This is a genomic window from Butyricimonas faecihominis, from assembly GCF_033096445.1.
Taxonomy (GTDB): Bacteria; Bacteroidota; Bacteroidia; order Bacteroidales; family Marinifilaceae; genus Butyricimonas; species Butyricimonas faecihominis.
Genome location: NZ_AP028155.1, coordinates 1,963,794 through 1,980,292, shown reverse-complemented (window position 1 = coordinate 1,980,292; position 16,499 = coordinate 1,963,794). Strand labels below are relative to the sequence as shown.

11 protein-coding genes are annotated in these 16,499 nt (G+C 41.2%); 9 read left to right on the top strand and 2 right to left on the bottom strand.

Features of this window, described 5'->3' with window-relative positions; all coding sequences use genetic code 11:
* Positions 1–158 precede the first annotated feature (158 nt).
* Positions 159–572: a single-stranded DNA-binding protein gene (locus R8806_RS08320; RefSeq protein WP_027201489.1), complete on the bottom strand. Its 414-nt coding sequence runs from the start codon at positions 570–572 to the stop codon at positions 159–161.
* Between the two features lie 314 nt (positions 573–886).
* Here R8806_RS08320 and R8806_RS08315 point away from each other — a divergent pair, with 314 nt between their 5' ends.
* From R8806_RS08315 to R8806_RS08305, 3 genes are all read left to right on the top strand, one after another.
* Positions 887–1,195 (top strand): HU family DNA-binding protein, encoded by a 309-nt coding sequence (locus R8806_RS08315; RefSeq protein ID WP_158582627.1) that lies wholly within the window; start codon positions 887–889, stop codon positions 1,193–1,195.
* Between the two features lie 187 nt (positions 1,196–1,382).
* Positions 1,383–2,930, top strand: a complete 1,548-nt coding sequence (locus R8806_RS08310) for an Rne/Rng family ribonuclease (RefSeq protein ID WP_087421328.1) — start codon at positions 1,383–1,385, stop codon at positions 2,928–2,930.
* 161 nt (positions 2,931–3,091) lie between these two features.
* Positions 3,092–5,119, top strand: a complete 2,028-nt coding sequence (locus R8806_RS08305; RefSeq protein ID WP_118304776.1) for a protein-disulfide reductase DsbD family protein — start codon at positions 3,092–3,094, stop codon at positions 5,117–5,119.
* Positions 5,120–5,182: 63 nt separating this feature from the next.
* Here the strand turns inward: R8806_RS08305 and R8806_RS08300 are convergent, their stop codons facing one another.
* The gene (locus R8806_RS08300) at positions 5,183–6,418 is read right to left on the bottom strand and encodes an MFS transporter (RefSeq protein ID WP_124317865.1); all 1,236 of its coding nucleotides are present in this window, start codon (positions 6,416–6,418) and stop codon (positions 5,183–5,185) included.
* A 339-nt stretch (positions 6,419–6,757) separates the two neighbouring features.
* Here R8806_RS08300 and R8806_RS08295 point away from each other — a divergent pair, with 339 nt between their 5' ends.
* From R8806_RS08295 to R8806_RS08270, 6 genes are all read left to right on the top strand, one after another.
* On the top strand, positions 6,758–8,884 hold the full coding sequence (locus R8806_RS08295; protein ID WP_124318320.1) for an HRDC domain-containing protein: 2,127 nt from the start codon (positions 6,758–6,760) through the stop codon (positions 8,882–8,884).
* An 88-nt stretch (positions 8,885–8,972) separates the two neighbouring features.
* Positions 8,973–9,533, top strand: coding sequence for a sigma-70 family RNA polymerase sigma factor (locus R8806_RS08290; RefSeq protein ID WP_124318375.1), 561 nt, complete (start codon positions 8,973–8,975; stop codon positions 9,531–9,533).
* 70 nt (positions 9,534–9,603) lie between these two features.
* Entirely contained in the window at positions 9,604–10,764 is a 1,161-nt protein-coding gene (locus tag R8806_RS08285) for a FecR family protein (protein WP_124318374.1), read from the top strand.
* 137 nt (positions 10,765–10,901) lie between these two features.
* On the top strand, positions 10,902–14,258 hold the full coding sequence (locus R8806_RS08280) for a SusC/RagA family TonB-linked outer membrane protein (RefSeq protein ID WP_164719923.1): 3,357 nt from the start codon (positions 10,902–10,904) through the stop codon (positions 14,256–14,258).
* Positions 14,259–14,290: 32 nt separating this feature from the next.
* Positions 14,291–15,727 carry a RagB/SusD family nutrient uptake outer membrane protein gene (locus R8806_RS08275; protein ID WP_124318010.1) on the top strand — a complete coding sequence of 479 codons (1,437 nt, stop codon included), beginning with the start codon at positions 14,291–14,293 and terminating at the stop codon, positions 15,725–15,727.
* A gap of 26 nt (positions 15,728–15,753) precedes the next feature.
* Positions 15,754–16,485 carry a DUF4843 domain-containing protein gene (locus R8806_RS08270; RefSeq protein WP_124318487.1) on the top strand — a complete coding sequence of 244 codons (732 nt, stop codon included), beginning with the start codon at positions 15,754–15,756 and terminating at the stop codon, positions 16,483–16,485.
* The last annotated feature ends 14 nt before the right edge of the window (positions 16,486–16,499 follow it).

Below are 16,499 nucleotides of genomic sequence, written 5' to 3'. Positions count from 1 at the left end.
AATTTATATAATTGGTTAAACTTAAATATCGCCGAAAGATACATAGAAAAACTAAAAGATAAAAGATAAAAACTAAAAACTAATCGTTTAAAGCCTGATTTCCTTGTTCGAAATCGTTTACTTCAAACTTTTAGTTTTTAATTCTTAGCTTTTATCTTTCAGAACGGGAGATCGTCACTGTCGTCACCACCGCTTAAATCGGGTGCTTGTGGCATGTGCGTGTCTTGAGGTTTATCCCCGTTATCCTGTTTCCGGGATAGCATCTGGAAATTATCCCCGTAAATTTCGGTCGTGTATCTTTTCACCCCGTTTTGGTCGTCCCATGAACGGGTTCTGATACGTCCCTCGATGTAAAGCATCATCCCCTTGCGAACGTATTTTTCGGCTATTTGAGCCAGATTCCGCCAGAGAACGATATTGTGCCATTCGGTTTGAGTTACACGTTCTCCGTTTTTATTATTGTACACCTCCGACGTGGCAAGGCTGAATCTTGCCACGGCAACACCTCCTTCGAGATATTTTACGTCCGGGTCAGCCCCGACATTACCGATAAGAATAACTTTGTTTACCATGTATAATGTATGGATTAAAATTTGTCACAAATTACGGAATAATTTCGGAGAAAAAAAATAATCCCGATGCCATCTTGTTATGATTCGTGATTTATTCCCGATTGCTGGATGTGATAACTTTGTTGTAACCAGTTTAAATAAATAGCGGGCAAGACAAAGGGATGTTGTAAAAAGCGGTGCGAGGATATGTCCGATGTTGACAATTAAAGATATAGAACACAAAAAATATTGACAAAAATGCGATAGTTTGTTTCATTGTTTGTGGAAAAGATATATATTTGCAGTCTGAAATCTAGAAGAAACGAAATATAATATTGAATATTAAATACTTAAAGAAAATGACAAAGGCGGACATCGTGAATGAAATTTCAAGAACCACTGGTATCGAGAAAGCTGCGGTACAAACTACAGTTGAAGCTTTTATGGAAGCAATCAAAGGTTCTGTGATTGATGGAAAAAATGTATATTTAAGAGGTTTTGGAAGTTTTGTAGTGAAAAAGAGAGCTGAGAAAACCGCTCGTAATATTTCTAAAAATGTAACGATCAAGATTCCTGAACACTTTATTCCTTCGTTCAAGCCTTCGAAGAGTTTCGTCAATCAGGTGAAAGATCAAGTAAAATAAGAAAGGAGTGAAATTATGCCAAGCGGAAAGAAAAGAAAGAGACATAAGATGGCCACTCACAAACGGAAAAAGAGACTGAGAAAGAACAGACACAAAAAGAAGTAGTCATCGTTTGTGAGTTAGAGATTATAAACCTAAGGGCTATGCCTTTAGGTTTATTTTGATTAATACATTAATTGATCAGGTAGTGAATACTGAGTTAGTCATAGATGTAAAAGCGGAAGAAGTAGTAATCGCCTTGTTAAAGGACAAGCGGTTGGTAGAGTTGACAACGGAGAAGACTAGCGTTAAATTTGCGGTAGGTGACATCTATTACGGGAAAGTGAAGAAAATCATGCCCGGTTTGAATGCCGCTTTCGTTAATGTCGGCTATGAAAAGGATGCCTTCCTGCATTACCTTGATCTCAGTCCCCAGTTTTATTCTTTGGATAGCTATATAAAGCAATGTATAGCCCGGAAGGGGATGCCTGTAGCCAAATTAAAACTGGAGCCGGAAATCAGTAAAAACGGGAAGATCGGGGACGTGCTTTCTGTCGGCCAATATGTGGCCGTGCAGGTCGCGAAAGAACCTATTTCCACCAAGGGTCCGCGCTTGACCTCCGAGTTGAGTATTGCCGGCCGCCACCTAGTTCTGATGCCTTTCTCGGAAAAGGTATCCGTGTCACAAAAGATAAAATCGGTCGAAGAACGGAAGCGTTTGAAAAGACTGATTGAAAGTATACGCCCCAAGAATTTCGGGGTGATCGTGAGAACTGTCGCCGAAGGCAAGAATGCCGAGCTATTTGACAGTGAATTAACAGAACTTGTTGAACGTTTCGAGACCGCGTTCAAACATCTTCGGGATATAGAGCCTCCCAAGCTGATTTTGGGAGAGATTGACCGAACCAGCGTTATTCTCCGGGATATATTGAATCCCTCGTTCGAGAACATTTATGTGAATGATTTAGCATTGAGTAAAGAAATTAAGCGTTATATCAGCACGATAGCTCCGGAGAAAGAAGGTATCGTTAAATTTGTGTCAACCGAGGTACCGATCTTCGATCATTTTGGGGTGGACAAGCAAATCAAGTCTTCGCTGGGACGTACCGTTTCGTTTAAAAACGGGGCATACCTCATTATAGAACACACGGAAGCTTTTCATGTGATAGACGTGAATAGCGGGAATCGTGTGAAATTGGGCGATGATCAGGAATCAAATGCCCTGGAAGTAAACTTGGCTGCTGCCGACGAGGTGGCTCGTCAGTTACAATTGCGAGACATGGGAGGTATTATCGTGATCGACTTTATTGATATGCAACAGGCGGAGAACCGCCAGAAGTTGTTCGATAAGATGCGTTCGGCAATGGAACTCGATCGTGCCAAGCATACCATACTCCCTCTGAGTAAATTCGGATTAATGCAAATCACGCGCCAGCGGGTACGTCCGGAAATGACCGTGACGACCACGGAGACTTGTCCCGTGTGTCATGGAACCGGTAAGGCCGATGCTGCTGTTTTAGTGATTGATAAGATTGAAGATCAGCTTGAGTTCTTGGTCGAAGAGAAGAAAATCAAGAATCTGGTATTGAAAGTACACCCCTTCGTGGAGGCGTATTTGAAAAAAGGTTTCTGGTCTTTGCGTAGGAAGTGGGCTTTCAAGCACCATATCCATTTAAAGGTGGTCGGAGTTCCCTCTTTTTATATTTACGAATATAAGTTTTTTAATCGTTTTAATAGAGAAATAGAACCCGAGTAGGTGTTTTTACTTACAGTTTCGTCATTCCATCTTAAAACGATGTTAAAATAGTACCATGAATTTGTGTGAGAACAAATTATATGGTACTTTTGCGTCCACTGTGTGATAATGCATACGATTTCGAGAAGCATGCAAATTGATGTTTTATTAAATAATTTTTTATGAAAAAGAGACTATTGACGTTGATCTTTACGTTGTTCGTGGGAACCTTTTCGGTTTTCGCTCAAATGTCTGACCCGACAAGTTGGACGTTTTCACAGAAGAAAACCGGGGATAACGAATACGCTTTAACCTTTAAAGCAACCATTCAACCCGGGTGGACGGTTTACTCCATGTCAACCCCGGCAGGTGGTCCCATGCCTACATCAATTACCATTGAGAAAGTGGGAGAGGGAATCGAATTAGTGGGTACGGCCGAGGAGAGTGAACCAAGTAAAAAGCATGATGATGTTTTCGGAGTCGATGTGTGGTATTATTCAAATAATTACACCATAACCCAAAAGATCAAAGTTACCGATCCTTCCATTACTACCGTGAAAGGAAGCGTTGAATTCCAGGCTTGTCAGGAAGGTGCTTGTGTGCCGGGAGAGAAGGACTTCGCGATTGAGTTGGGTAACAAAGGTGCAGATAAAGCTACTGTTGCTGCTGCCGATGAAACGAAGGATGCAACCGAGGATGATTCCTTGTGGTTGTTCTTCTGGGTGGCTTTTGGTAGTGGATTACTGGCAGTTGTGATGCCTTGCGTGTTCCCGATGATCCCGATGACGGTGTCATTCTTCATGCATGGGGATAGTAATAAAGCAAAAGCAAAGGCAAAAGCTATTTTCTTCGCCTTGTCTATCGTTGGTATCTATACCGCTTTAGGATTGATCATTTCGTTCTTGTTAGGACCGGGATTCATTAACTGGTTGAGTACGAACTGGCTGCCTAATATTTGTTTCTTCATTATATTTATGATCTTCGCTGCATCCTTCTTTGGTGCGTTCGAGATCGTGTTACCGTCTTGGTTGGTAAATAAATCGGATAAACAAGCTGATAAAGGTGGTTACATCGGAGCTTTCTTCATGGCATTCACGTTGGTATTGGTGTCATTCTCTTGTACCGCCCCGATCGTTGGAACCGTGTTGGTAGAGGCTGCACGCGGATCTGTATTACGTCCGATCATCGGTATGTTAGGATTCTCTATCGCCGTGGCATTGCCTTTCGGATTCTTCTCTTTCTTCCCTTCAAAATTAAGCAATCTACCGAAATCAGGAGGTTGGTTAAATGCGGTGAAAGTTGTATTAGGATTCGTGGAGGTTGCCCTTGGATTCAAGTTCTTGATGGTAGCAGACCAGACTTACCACTGGGGATTGTTAGACCGTGAGGTTTACATCGCTATCTGGGTAGCAGTGTTCACGTTACAAGCATTGTACTTGATGGGTAAAATCAAATTCGCTCACGATAGCGACTTGCCATATATCGGAGTACCTCGTTTGGTGATGATTATTATTACCATGTCATTCGTGATCTATTTGATCCCGGGTATGTTCGGGGCACCGTTGAAAGCTTTGGCCGGATATTTCCCGCCACAAGAAACGATAGACTTCGATATTAACCGTATTGTGCGTGACAACGCGAAAGAGATCATGAAGAGTGGCGTGCAGGTGGGTGGAACACAAGGTGCCGCTAGCGCCGCATCCAACGAACCTGTGAAATACTCTGATTTCTTGCACTTGCCCCACGGGTTGGATGGTTATTTCGATTACGATCAGGCATTGAAAGCCGCACAAGCTCAAGATAAACCCTTGTTTATTGACTTCACCGGTCACGGTTGTGTGAACTGTCGTGAGATGGAACAAAGCGTTTGGTCTGATCCTCGTGTGCTTGAAATGCTGAAGAATGATTATATCATCGTGGCTCTTTACGTGGACGATAAGACTAAATTACCAGCAGAAGAGGTTTATGTGTCAGAGTATGACGGAAAGAAGAAAAACACGCTTGGAAAGAAGAATACAGACTTCCAGATCAAGCAATTCGAGTCGAACGCTCAACCGAACTATATCTTGTTAGATAGCCGTAAAGGTAATGAGAAAGTATTGAAACCGCATGTATTACAACCCGCCAGAGGTTATAATAAAGATCGGGATGCTTTCGTGAAATTCTTGCAAGACGGTTTGAAAGAGTATAAAGCTCGTGCCGGAAAGTAATTTATCGAATTGATCAGATATTTGAAAGCCACCTTTTTCGAGGTGGCTTTCGATTTATATACTTTAGATATTGCGGGTTTTCCCGTTAACGGTCAATTTGCCCACTTGTAACAAGGACGGGAGGCAGAATGATATAACCCCGATAGCTAATATCACGAGTCCACCAATAACGAACGTGTTTGTAATCCCCACGTGATCGGCAATAAACCCGGTACTCATTAATCCGAGCATGGAGGGGAGCATACTAAGGCTCATGTATATGGAAAATACTCGTCCGAGTATTGCCGGGTTGATTTTCGTCTGGATAACGGCAGTGAACGAGGCAAAGTATAATGACCCGATCACGCCTTCAAATGCGGTAAACACGACGAACCAAACAAAGGCATTGGGAGATAGTAGGCCAGATGCCGTGAATCCGGCTCCCAAGAGGATATATGTCAGGTTGATCAGCGTGATTTTGTTGATCTTGTATTGTTTGATACTCAAGGCAACTCCCCCCAATAGGGCCCCGACTCCCCAAATGGCTTCAATCAGACTCATTTGGAAAGCATCTCCCGAAAAGTGATTTAGGGTCATTAAAGGGAAAAGTACGCTGACTGGCATGATAAAAAATGTGGCTATGATCGAGAGTATTAATAATAATGGCATTCCCCGGTGGCTGACTACCTCCCGTTGAGCCTCTTTTAAGTCTTGAAGGACATTGTTTTCTCCCGCGTGTTCACCGGGTGGTGGGTTCGGTATTTTGACGAAAGCCAGCGAGGTACAGGCGAGTATGGCTCCGATCACGTCGAGCATAAGCACGACAGGCATGGCCAGCGTGGTAATGGCTAGGGCGCCTAAAGCTGGTCCGGCTATATTACAGGCAGAATTGATCATCTGGTTGATCCCGGCGATTCGTAATAATTGAGATTCTGGAGCGAGTAACGGGATAGATGCTTGCATCGAAGGAGCATGGAAAGCCGAACCTATCGATCGGAGTGCCAACAATAGATAGATTTGCCAAACTTCCGCTTGTTCGAAATAAAATAAAAAGGCTAGAATAAGTGTGCAGAAAGCAATGAAACTGTCAGACAGGATCATGATTTTCTTCCTGCTCCACCGATCAATAAATACTCCGGAGAACATACCTAAGATGCCTTGCGGTAACATGGCGGCAATCGTGGCGAAAGCCAAAGTTTCTGCCGATTTAGTTTCAAAGGTTAGCCATAAAATAATGGCAAAATTAACGAGAGAACTGGTCAGTATGGAGAAAAACTGTCCTGTCCATATAATTGCGAATACCTTTTTCCAGTTATTCATGGTAATTTATTAAAAGTGAGAAAACAATACCTTGATACTTCCCGGTTAGGAGGAAAGTTTTAAAAAAGTCCGGAGGAATTTTTCCGGGATTAAATTAGGCACGAACCCGATACGGAATGCCCACGATGAAGTTTTGAAATCTCATAAATGGTATTGTATGTAATTTCTACAAATATATGAATCTGTAAAGAATAATCCTAAAAAATAATCGAAAATATCAAGAGGTTTACGTGATTGTGTGTCATTGCCGTGATACGAATAGATTATTTTTCTACCTTTGTACGAGTTGCGTGTCTGTGAAGGCCGAATAGAATGATAATTCGTGTAAAATCTTGATTCATGGAAAGTAATCCTCAACTGGAATTGGCGTATGACTTTTTGGAATATACGGGAGTGAACGTGTTTCTTACAGGAAAAGCGGGAACGGGAAAAACTACGTTTTTGCGGGAATTGAAACGGAGATCACCCAAAAGGATGATTGTGGTTGCTCCCACGGGAGTGGCGGCAATTAATGCGGGTGGGGTGACGATTCACTCTTTCTTCCAGTTGCCGTTCGGGCCATACGTGCCGGGAAGTACGGATACGGTGGAGCGAGGTGAAAAATTGCAATACACGCACAAGTTCAACCGGGAAAAGATCAATATTATCAAGACGATTGATTTGCTGGTGATTGACGAGATCAGTATGGTACGGGCAGATTTGCTGGATGCGGTGGATGATATGTTGCGTCGTTACCGCTCCAAGAGCGAGCCTTTCGGTGGGGTGCAGTTGTTGTTGATCGGTGATTTGCAGCAGTTGGCTCCCGTGGTGAAAGAGGACGAGTGGGCGTTGTTGAAACAACATTACGCATCGGCGTTCTTTTTCCATAGTAAGGCTTTGGCAGCAACCCGCTACGTGGCGATCGAGTTGAAACACGTTTACAGGCAACAGGATCGGGAATTCGTGGACCTGTTGAACCGGGTACGGGAGAACCGGGTGGATGCTGCGGTGTTGGGGATGTTGAACCGGAGGTATGTACCGGGCTTTAAGCCTTCGGATGACGAGGGGTATATCACGTTGACAACACATAACCACCAAGCACAAAGGATTAACGACGTGAAAATGGCAGAATTATCCACTAGGGCTTATTCGTTCAAGGCAGAAGTGAAGGATAATTTCCCCACTTATTCTTATCCCACGGAGGAGACGTTGGTGCTGAAACAAGGGGCGCAGGTGATGTTCGTGAAAAATGATTCATCACCGGAAAAGCGTTACTATAATGGGAAAATCGGTAAAATCACGGCTATTAATGACCGTTCCATCGAGGTGGTAGGAAAAGAGGATGGCCTGAAGATTCAGGTGACACCGGAGGAATGGACGAACACGAGATACACGCTGGACGAGGAGACTCGGGAGATCACGGAGACGGTGGAGGGAACGTTTAAGCAGTACCCGTTGAAAACGGCGTGGGCGATTACGATTCATAAAAGCCAAGGGTTGACGTTTGAACGGGCGATCGTGGATGCGAATGCGGCGTTTGCTCATGGGCAGGTGTACGTGGCGTTGAGCCGTTGCAAGACCTTCGAGGGACTTGTGTTGAGTTCCCCAGTAACCGTGCGTTCACTGGTGAGTGACGGGGCAATAGATGAATTCGTGCGGGAGGCGGAACAGAAGGAGCCGAATAAGGAGGAATTGCAACAGGCCCGGCAGTCTTATTTCAGGGAGTTGTTGCTGGAACAATTCGATTACGAGACGATTCGGTGGAGGTTACATTATTTGTACCGGGTGTTGGATGAGCAGTTGCGTCGGTTGTATCCCGATTGGGTGGAACGTTACCGGGTGGCGGGAGCCAAGTGTGCGGAGGAATTGTTGGCGGTGGCCGAACGGTTTCAGAACCAGTTGGAACGGTTGATGCCGGAAGAAGGGAATTACGAGGCGGACCCGGTGATCGCAGACCGGGTGAAGAAGGGGGCGGAATATTTCCGGGAACATACGATGTCTATTTTTGGAAAATTCTTGGAAGAGGCTATTCCGGAGATTGATAACAAGGAGGTGAGGAAGTTGGTGGAACAAAATATGGAACGTTTTCGGGGAGAGGTGAACTTGAAACTTGAAACGTTGAAAGTGATCGGGAACGGTTTTTCTGTAAAAGATTATTTACGGGCGAAGGCGAAGGCGTTAATTGATGCCCCGAAGGTGAAGATTAAGGCGAAACGTGCCGGAGCGGAGAAAGTGGAGATTTCTCCTGATATACTACATTCGAAGTTATATGAAACTCTTCGTGCTTGGAGGAACAAGGAGGCAGAACGATTGAAATTGCCCGTGTACACGGTATTGCAGCAGAAAGCTTTGTTGGGAATCAGTAACACGCTGCCCACGAATTCAAAGGAATTGCTGGCAGTTCCCGGAGTTGGGAAAAAGATCGTGGAACGTTATGGGGCTGTGTTACTGGATATGGTGGATGAGTTCCGCTTTCAACAGAAGTAAGGATATTTTTTGAGTGAATTTGTTTGTTTCTCGAATTTATATATATTTGTATCTAACTAGAATGTAGGGTGTTTGTTAATTAGATATAATGGATAGGGAGATTCAGAATTTTATTAATGGTGTAAACCGTAAGGATGCTAAGGCGTGGGAGAGAATTTATATGGATTATTATTCTCCTTTGTGCCATTATGCGATGAAAATTTTGAATAACCGAGAACAGGCCGAGGATTTGGTGCAAGGAGCAATTATTAAATTGTGGGAGTCTCCTTTATGTTTTGAGAATATTGCCGCTTTTAATGTTTATTTATACCGTACGGTGAACAATAATTGTTTGAAAGAAATACGGGATAAAGAGCGGGAAGACAAGCGCTTGAAAGAATGGGCTTTTTTTACGGATGAAATAGAATCCGAGTCATTGTCGGCTGTAATGTTTGAGGAGGTGATTAGGAAATTGCGGAAAGTGATTGAAGAAATGCCTCCTAAACGACGTGAAGTCATTCTATTGAGTATGAAAAGAATGACGAATGATGAGATCAGCTTGAAATTGAATATCTCCCAGAATACGGTGAAGAAGCACAAAAAGGAGGCTTATGCGGTTATTAAGGCTGCCGTGAAATCAGATTTGTTTATATTTTCAATCTTTTTTTGAAAAAAATGTATTTTTAGGGTACCCGTTTTTCTTTTTGGGGATTTATTAATAGAAATAAAGCCTCAATGAGATGATGGACGATTTAAAAATATACGAAAGGTTATCAGATTTACTCTATAAGGATTTACTTGGGATGACAAGTAAAGAGGAGAAACAGGAATTAGATTCTTTATGTGAGGAGTATGGAGTGAAAGAAATGGATCGTGATAAGATCGTGGCTCGTTTGCAAGGAACGGATGATTTTGATGGTAGAGAGGCATATCGGAAATTCAAAATATTAAAAAAGAACGCGAGAAAAACATTCCGGATCGGATGGTGGGTTTCTACGGCCGTTTCGATTGTCGTTTTGTGTATTATCGGATGGTGGATGAATAATAAACCAGAACAGATTAACAAGGTGGAACCAGTTGTTGCAGAAGTTATTTGTCCGGGGCAAAGTTGTGCGGTAATAACATTAGCAGACGGAAAACAGGTTTCTCTTGAAGAGAATATTCAAGAATTGGAGGAGAGTGATGGGACGATATTGCGTTCCGAATCCGGTACTTTGGTTTATAAGGCAAATCTGTATAATGAGACGGCAGAGGTCATGTATAACACCGTGACGATTCCTCGTGGTGGAGAGTATTGTTTGGAATTGGCAGATGGTACGAAAGTGTGGTTAAATGCAGAGACTGAATTGAGATTTCCTGTAAATTTTTCGGGTAAAACGAGGGATGTTTACTTGAAAGGAGAAGCTTATTTTCAGGTGAGTAAGGATGAGCTACATGCATTTCAAGTGCATACTTCAATGGGAACTGTGGCCGTTTTAGGTACAAGTTTTAATGTACGGGATTATGCCGATGAGCAAAAGGTTGTAACTACATTGGAGATGGGGAAAGTGATGTATGTCTCCGGAGAAAACAAAAAAGAGATTATCTTGACTCCGGGTTTTCAGGTGCAAGAGGAGAAAACCGGGGAAATTAAAATGAAGAAGGTGGATGTTATGCAGTATGTTGGTTGGCGGGAAGGAAAATACGTGTTTGAAAATACTGCGTTGGTGGATATTATGCGAACATTAGAAAGATGGTATGATATAGATGTCGTGTATGTTGATCCAGTGGTGAAAGATTATCATTTCACGGGTGATCTGGAACGTTACGAGAGTATAAATGTATTTTTGAATTTTATTGAAACGGGTGGAGATGTAAAATTTAAGACGGAAGGAAAAACGATTATAATCGGTAAAAAATAAATACGGGTGTTTGTTGGCACTAGACCCGTATTTATCAGGTGAACATTAATAAATTAATGAAACATTACAAAGGTATGAAAAAAAATTGTTTCTATGGGCGTGGTGTGCCCTTTCATTTGAAAAAATGCTTGTTAATCATGAGGCTATGTTTATTTTTTATGTTGGTGTTACAGATCGGGGTATCAGCTTCCGGTTATACTCAACAGCGGGTGTCTTTATCCATGCAGGATGTTACGCTTGAACACGTGCTGAAAGAGTTGAAGAAACAGACTGGCCTTCGCTTTTTTTACAGTGTAGAAAAAGTGAGGTCTGAGCAGAAAAAAGTGGTAAATATTGAGAATGATGTTCTTGAAAATGCATTGAGGTCGGTGTTGATGGGAACTGGTTTGACATTTACGATTATGAACGATGTAGTCGTGATTAAGGATGAGGTGGTTGCTACTGCAGATTCATTACAAAAAGGGCAACAATTACTGAAGGGAATTGTAAAGGATAAGGCAGGGGAACCTTTACCCGGAGTGACCATTTTGATAGAGGGGACTACAATCGGGTGTGCAACAGATATTGATGGTAAATATTCTCTTACATTGCCCGGTGAAGTGAAGGGCGTAGTCCTAGTATTTCGATTTGTAGGAATGGAAACGAAAAAAGTTTCTATGGATGAGGTGAAGGATAAAGAGATTTTGCAAGGGAAGAAAGAGTTAGTGGTCGTTTTAGAGGAACAGACGGAAAATTTAGATGATGTGGTGGTGACTGGTATTTTCCGTAGGAGCAAAGAGTTAGCGACAGGAGCTTCCGTAACAGTGACCGGTGAACAGCTGAAAATGGTAGGGAATCAGAATATTTTGCAAAGTCTTCGTACGCTAGATCCTTCGTTTAAAATCGTGGAGAATAATTTGAACGGTTCAGACCCGAATGCCTTACCGGAGATCGAGGTACGCGGTGCGAATGGAATACCGGATCTTGATGCAAATTATAAAGGAAATCCGAACCAGCCGTTATTTATTCTGGATGGTTTCGAAGTATCGTTACAGCGAGTTGTCGACTTGGATCCAAACCGGGTGGAAAGTATTTCAATATTGAAAGATGCTTCCGCAGCCGCACTTTATGGTTCTCGTTCTGCCAATGGTGTGATTGTTATCGAAACAAAAGCCCCTGAGATCGGAAGATTGAGATTGAGCTATAATGGAGATTACGCTGTGGTGATGCCTGACCTTACAGACTATGATTTGTTAAATGCGAGAGAGGCTCTTGAACTTCAAAAGGATGCGGGACATTTCGAGGGGCGTTCATTGAGTAATGATATTGAAATGAAAGAATATTACAACCGAATGCTGAAGAATGTAATGGAAGGAGTAGATACGTATTGGTTAAGTAAACCGTTGAGAACTGCTTTCGAACATCGTCATAATTTCGAGTTGAGTGGTGGGGATAAGGTGATACGTTATGGTATCAATTTTTCAGTACGGATGACACCGGGAGTGATGAAAGGATCAAGTCATAATAATTATATGGGAGGTGTTTTCTTGCAATATCGTAAAGGAGGTCTTCTTTTCAAGAATGATCTTCAAATTACAGCTAATGAATCGAAAAATTCTCCTTATGGGGAGTTTAGTCAATACGTGTCATTGAATCCTTATGTCCGTCCGTATGATGAACAAGGCCGTCCAGTGAAATTGTTTGATGATAAATATCCTGACTTTTTGGAAGGATCACAATTTAACAAGAATCCTCTTTATAATGCAACTCTTCATTCCGTGGATGAAGAAAAATATACTGATTTCACAAATAATTTTTCTATTGAATGGACGATTTCGGAGAATCTGACATTGATGGGACGTTTTAGTTTGACGAAACAATTTAATTCTTCAGATCTTTTTTATTCTGCATCACATACGATGTTTGAAGAATTGGGCGATCCGATAAATTCTCCAGATGAGTTTTTAAGAAGGGGAAAAGCTTCGTTTTCCAATGGAGAAAGTTTTAGTATCTTGGGAGACCTGAATTTGCGCTATGGACAATCTTTTGGCAAACATAATATTTATGCTGTAGTTGGTTTAAATGCTTCTCAAAGTAAAAATCATGATAAAACAGTAGATGTGGAAGGTTTTCCGAATGATAATATGAGTAGTATTGCTTTTGCGAAACAATATTATAAGGATTCAAGACCGGAAGCGACTTATGGTATTCAACGTCTGGCTGGAATTTTGGGGACATTCAACTACTCTTATGACCGACGTTATTTGTTTGATTTTTCGTTGAAAGTGGACGGATCATCTAATTTCGGTTCCAATAATCGGTTTGCTCCTATTTGGTCTTTGGGAGCGGGCTGGAATATCCATAATGAATCTTGGATGGAGAAAATGGCAGCAATAAGTATTTTGAAATTACGTTGTTCTTATGGTATTACCGCTTCCCAGAATTTTGCACCATTTCAAGCTACTTCAATGTATAGTTATGAGACCGGACGGCATTATGCAGGATTGATTCCTGCTTGGCTAAAAGGAATTGGAAATAAGGATCTAAAATGGCAGACAACTCATGTGTTGAATTTGGGGTTGGAATTAGGATTTGTGGATAGTCGTTACATGATAAACATCGATTATTATCAACGTCGCACGGATAATTTGTTGGCAGACGTTACTATTGCTACTTCAACGGGATTTTCAAGTTATAAGGAAAATATCGGGGAGACTGAAAATCGGGGATTTGAGGCAACCGTGAAGGCGATGTTTATTAAAAGACCTCAAGATCAGATTTACTGGAGTGTGAATGTTTCCGCTGCTCATAACCGGAATAAAATTACGAAAATCAGTAATTTCATGAAAAAGCGTAACGAGGAGGTGATTAAAAAAGCAGAGGAGGAAAACCAGTCTGCTCCTGTTATTCTTTATGAAGAAGGGCGTTCTTTAACAGATATTTATGCTGTTCGTTCTTTAGGTATTGATCCGGCTACGGGAAATGAACTTTACTTGACAAAACAGGGATTAACGACATTTACTTATAATTCGTTTGACCAGGTTGCTGTGGGAAATACCCGTCCGGATCTTGAGGGTATTATCGGAACTTCTCTAACCTATAAAAATTTAACGTTTAGTGCTAATTTCCGATATAAGATTGGTGGACAGATCTACAATTCTACCTTGGTGGATCGAGTAGAAAATGCTGATCTTTATGGGAATGTGGATCGTCGTATTTATGATGATCGTTGGCGGAAAGAAGGGGATCAATCGCTTTATAAAAGTATTTTTGATAAAACAACTACTCGCCCGACAAGCCGTTTCGTGCAAGATGAAAACGTGTTCACCTGTGAATCTGTGAGCCTGGGTTATGATATAAAGCATAAAGGTATTCTTCGTACGTTAGGAATGGAGCGATTGAGAGTAAATGCTTATATGAATGATATTATGCGACTTTCTACTGTTCGCCAAGAAAGGGGTATTAATTATCCGTTTGCCAATAGAATTGCGTTTTCTTTAAGCGCAACATTTTAGAGATGAGCAGTATAATATAAAAAGATATAGAGATGAAAAAAATAATGAAAACTGCCTACCTATTTGTATTGATCCTGGGTGCATTTATGTTCACCGGATGTGAGGATTGGTTTGATGTGTCATCTGATATAGATGCGAAAGAGGACGATTTGTATAAGACAGAGAACGGTTATTTTGACGCTTTAATTGGTGTTTATGCGAAGATGGCCGGAACGTCGTTGTATGGTGATCAAATGACTATCAGTACAATGGATTTATTAGCGTATAGTTATGTGTTGCGGGATGGTGCTCCTGAGATTTACACCTCTTTTGCAAATTTTGATTACAAGACAGCCGATACTGAAAAAGTAATTGCTTCTATTTGGGAAGGAATGTATAATGCGATAGCTAATGATAATAAATTGTTGGAACGTTTGGAAAATGCTGATCGAAAGATTTTTGACGATGACAATTATGATTTGATTAAAGGGGAAGCATTGGCGTTGAGAGCATATTTGCATTTTGATTTGTTGAGAATGTTTGGGCCATCGAAAGCGCTAGATAAGGGAGAGAAGTGTATACCTTACGTGACTACTTTTGGCCAGGGGAATACCGCATATAGTACATTTGATCAGGTTATTGAAAAGGTGCTGGCTGATATTGATGCTGCAATTCCATTGTTTGATAAAGACCCAATATGGACCCCCATGGAGACTCCTTCAAATGTTTATCTGGTAAATCGGAAAGTTCGTATGAATGCTTTTTCGGTGCGGGCGTTGAGGGCTAGAGTTATGTTGTATGCCGGAAAAACAGATTCAGAAGTATATGATTTTGTAAGTGAGCTTATGGATACACTCCAGACTAATATTAATTATCCTCGTTTAACAACTTCTCCTCAAGATATTGATAAGGATAAAATTATTTCAGGAGAGTTACTTTTTGGTCTTTACGTGGATAAGTTATCTAATGTGGCTTCGGGGTATTTCCCTTCTGTTACAACAAGTAAAGAGTTAGGAAGTACGAAAGAGAAATTAGATGTTATTTTTGAAGCGGATAAGTACAAAATGTCTGATGTTCGTTATGAGTTATTGTTCGTAACGGAAGAGGGGTTACCAAGAATGCGTAAATTTCGTCAAGAACAGACCGATAACCAGAGGTCTAGAAATCAAATGCCGATGTTACGCTTATCTGAGATGTATTATATTGCCGCAGAGACGGCTCCGGATGTGGAGACTGCCTTGGTTTATATCAATGCAATAAGAACGGCTCGTAGTTTACTGGGGGTGGAATTAAATACAAAAGAGGAGGTTATAAGTTATTTGGATACCGAGTATCGGCGGGAAATGCTTGCGGAGGGACAAATATTTTATCGGTATAAATATCGGAATTTAGAGAATATTCCGGATTGCGAAATAAAGATCGCCGATAAGTTATCAGAAGTTTATAGATTCCCGTTGCCACAACAAGAACAGGAGTGGGGACAGAAATAATAGTAACCTTGTAAATGACGAATATTATGAATAAGATATTAATACTTTTGTTCTGCTCGTTGATCTTTGCTTGTAGTCAAGGAGATGAGTTCGATTTTAAAGGAGGTAATAAGATTTATGTGGCTTCAGGAGATAGTACTACCTTTTCGTTTGCCGTAAAACCACAAGAATATATGGTTCACGAGATTAAGGTCCCCATTCGTGTAACGGGAGTTGCGACTTCGGCAGATCGTATTGTGACGGTAGAATTAGATAAAGAACGTACGTTATATGCAAAGGAGGGAACTCCTGAAAATGGAGGGCATTTTACGATAGAAGAATGTGTTCTTCAGAAGGATAGTGTGAATAGTGTGATTGTTATTAAACTTTATCGGGATCATATAAAGAGTACGTTAAAAGAGCTAGGAAAGGAAAATGAGGACATGACTGTTGGTATAAATATTGTTCCTACTGGTGATTTTTTAGGTGAAATGGGAGAAGATGAGTTGTGTTTTATCGTAACATTTAATGATCGTTTGACAATTCCTTCTAATTGGAATAGCTTGAAAACTTATTTCGGAGAACCTAGTTTGGTAAAATATCAATTTATTATTGATGTGCTTGGTATTTCGGAATTTCCGACCACGGGAGATAATAAGTATGAAGCAGGTGAGTTATATTATTTCCAAGATGAATTACGAGTAGCCCTCGTGAAATATAATAATGAGCATAAGGATAATCCATTAACAGATGAAAATGGAAATAGAGTTACGTTCTAACCAGATAATATACA

What these genes read in the sequence shown, in the direction of transcription:
- R8806_RS08320 (WP_027201489.1), bottom strand. Translation starts at nt 572, where the DNA reads ATGGTAAACAAAGTTATTCTTATCGGTAATGTCGGGGCTGACCCGGAC.
- R8806_RS08305 (WP_118304776.1), top strand. Translation starts at nt 3,092, where the DNA reads ATGAAAAAGAGACTATTGACGTTGATCTTTACGTTGTTCGTGGGAACC.
- R8806_RS08300 (WP_124317865.1), bottom strand. Translation starts at nt 6,418, where the DNA reads ATGAATAACTGGAAAAAGGTATTCGCAATTATATGGACAGGACAGTTT.
- R8806_RS08295 (WP_124318320.1), top strand. Translation starts at nt 6,758, where the DNA reads ATGGAAAGTAATCCTCAACTGGAATTGGCGTATGACTTTTTGGAATAT.
- R8806_RS08290 (WP_124318375.1), top strand. Translation starts at nt 8,973, where the DNA reads ATGGATAGGGAGATTCAGAATTTTATTAATGGTGTAAACCGTAAGGAT.
- R8806_RS08285 (WP_124318374.1), top strand. Translation starts at nt 9,604, where the DNA reads ATGATGGACGATTTAAAAATATACGAAAGGTTATCAGATTTACTCTAT.
- R8806_RS08280 (WP_164719923.1), top strand. Translation starts at nt 10,902, where the DNA reads ATGAGGCTATGTTTATTTTTTATGTTGGTGTTACAGATCGGGGTATCA.
- R8806_RS08275 (WP_124318010.1), top strand. Translation starts at nt 14,291, where the DNA reads ATGAAAAAAATAATGAAAACTGCCTACCTATTTGTATTGATCCTGGGT.
- R8806_RS08270 (WP_124318487.1), top strand. Translation starts at nt 15,754, where the DNA reads ATGAATAAGATATTAATACTTTTGTTCTGCTCGTTGATCTTTGCTTGT.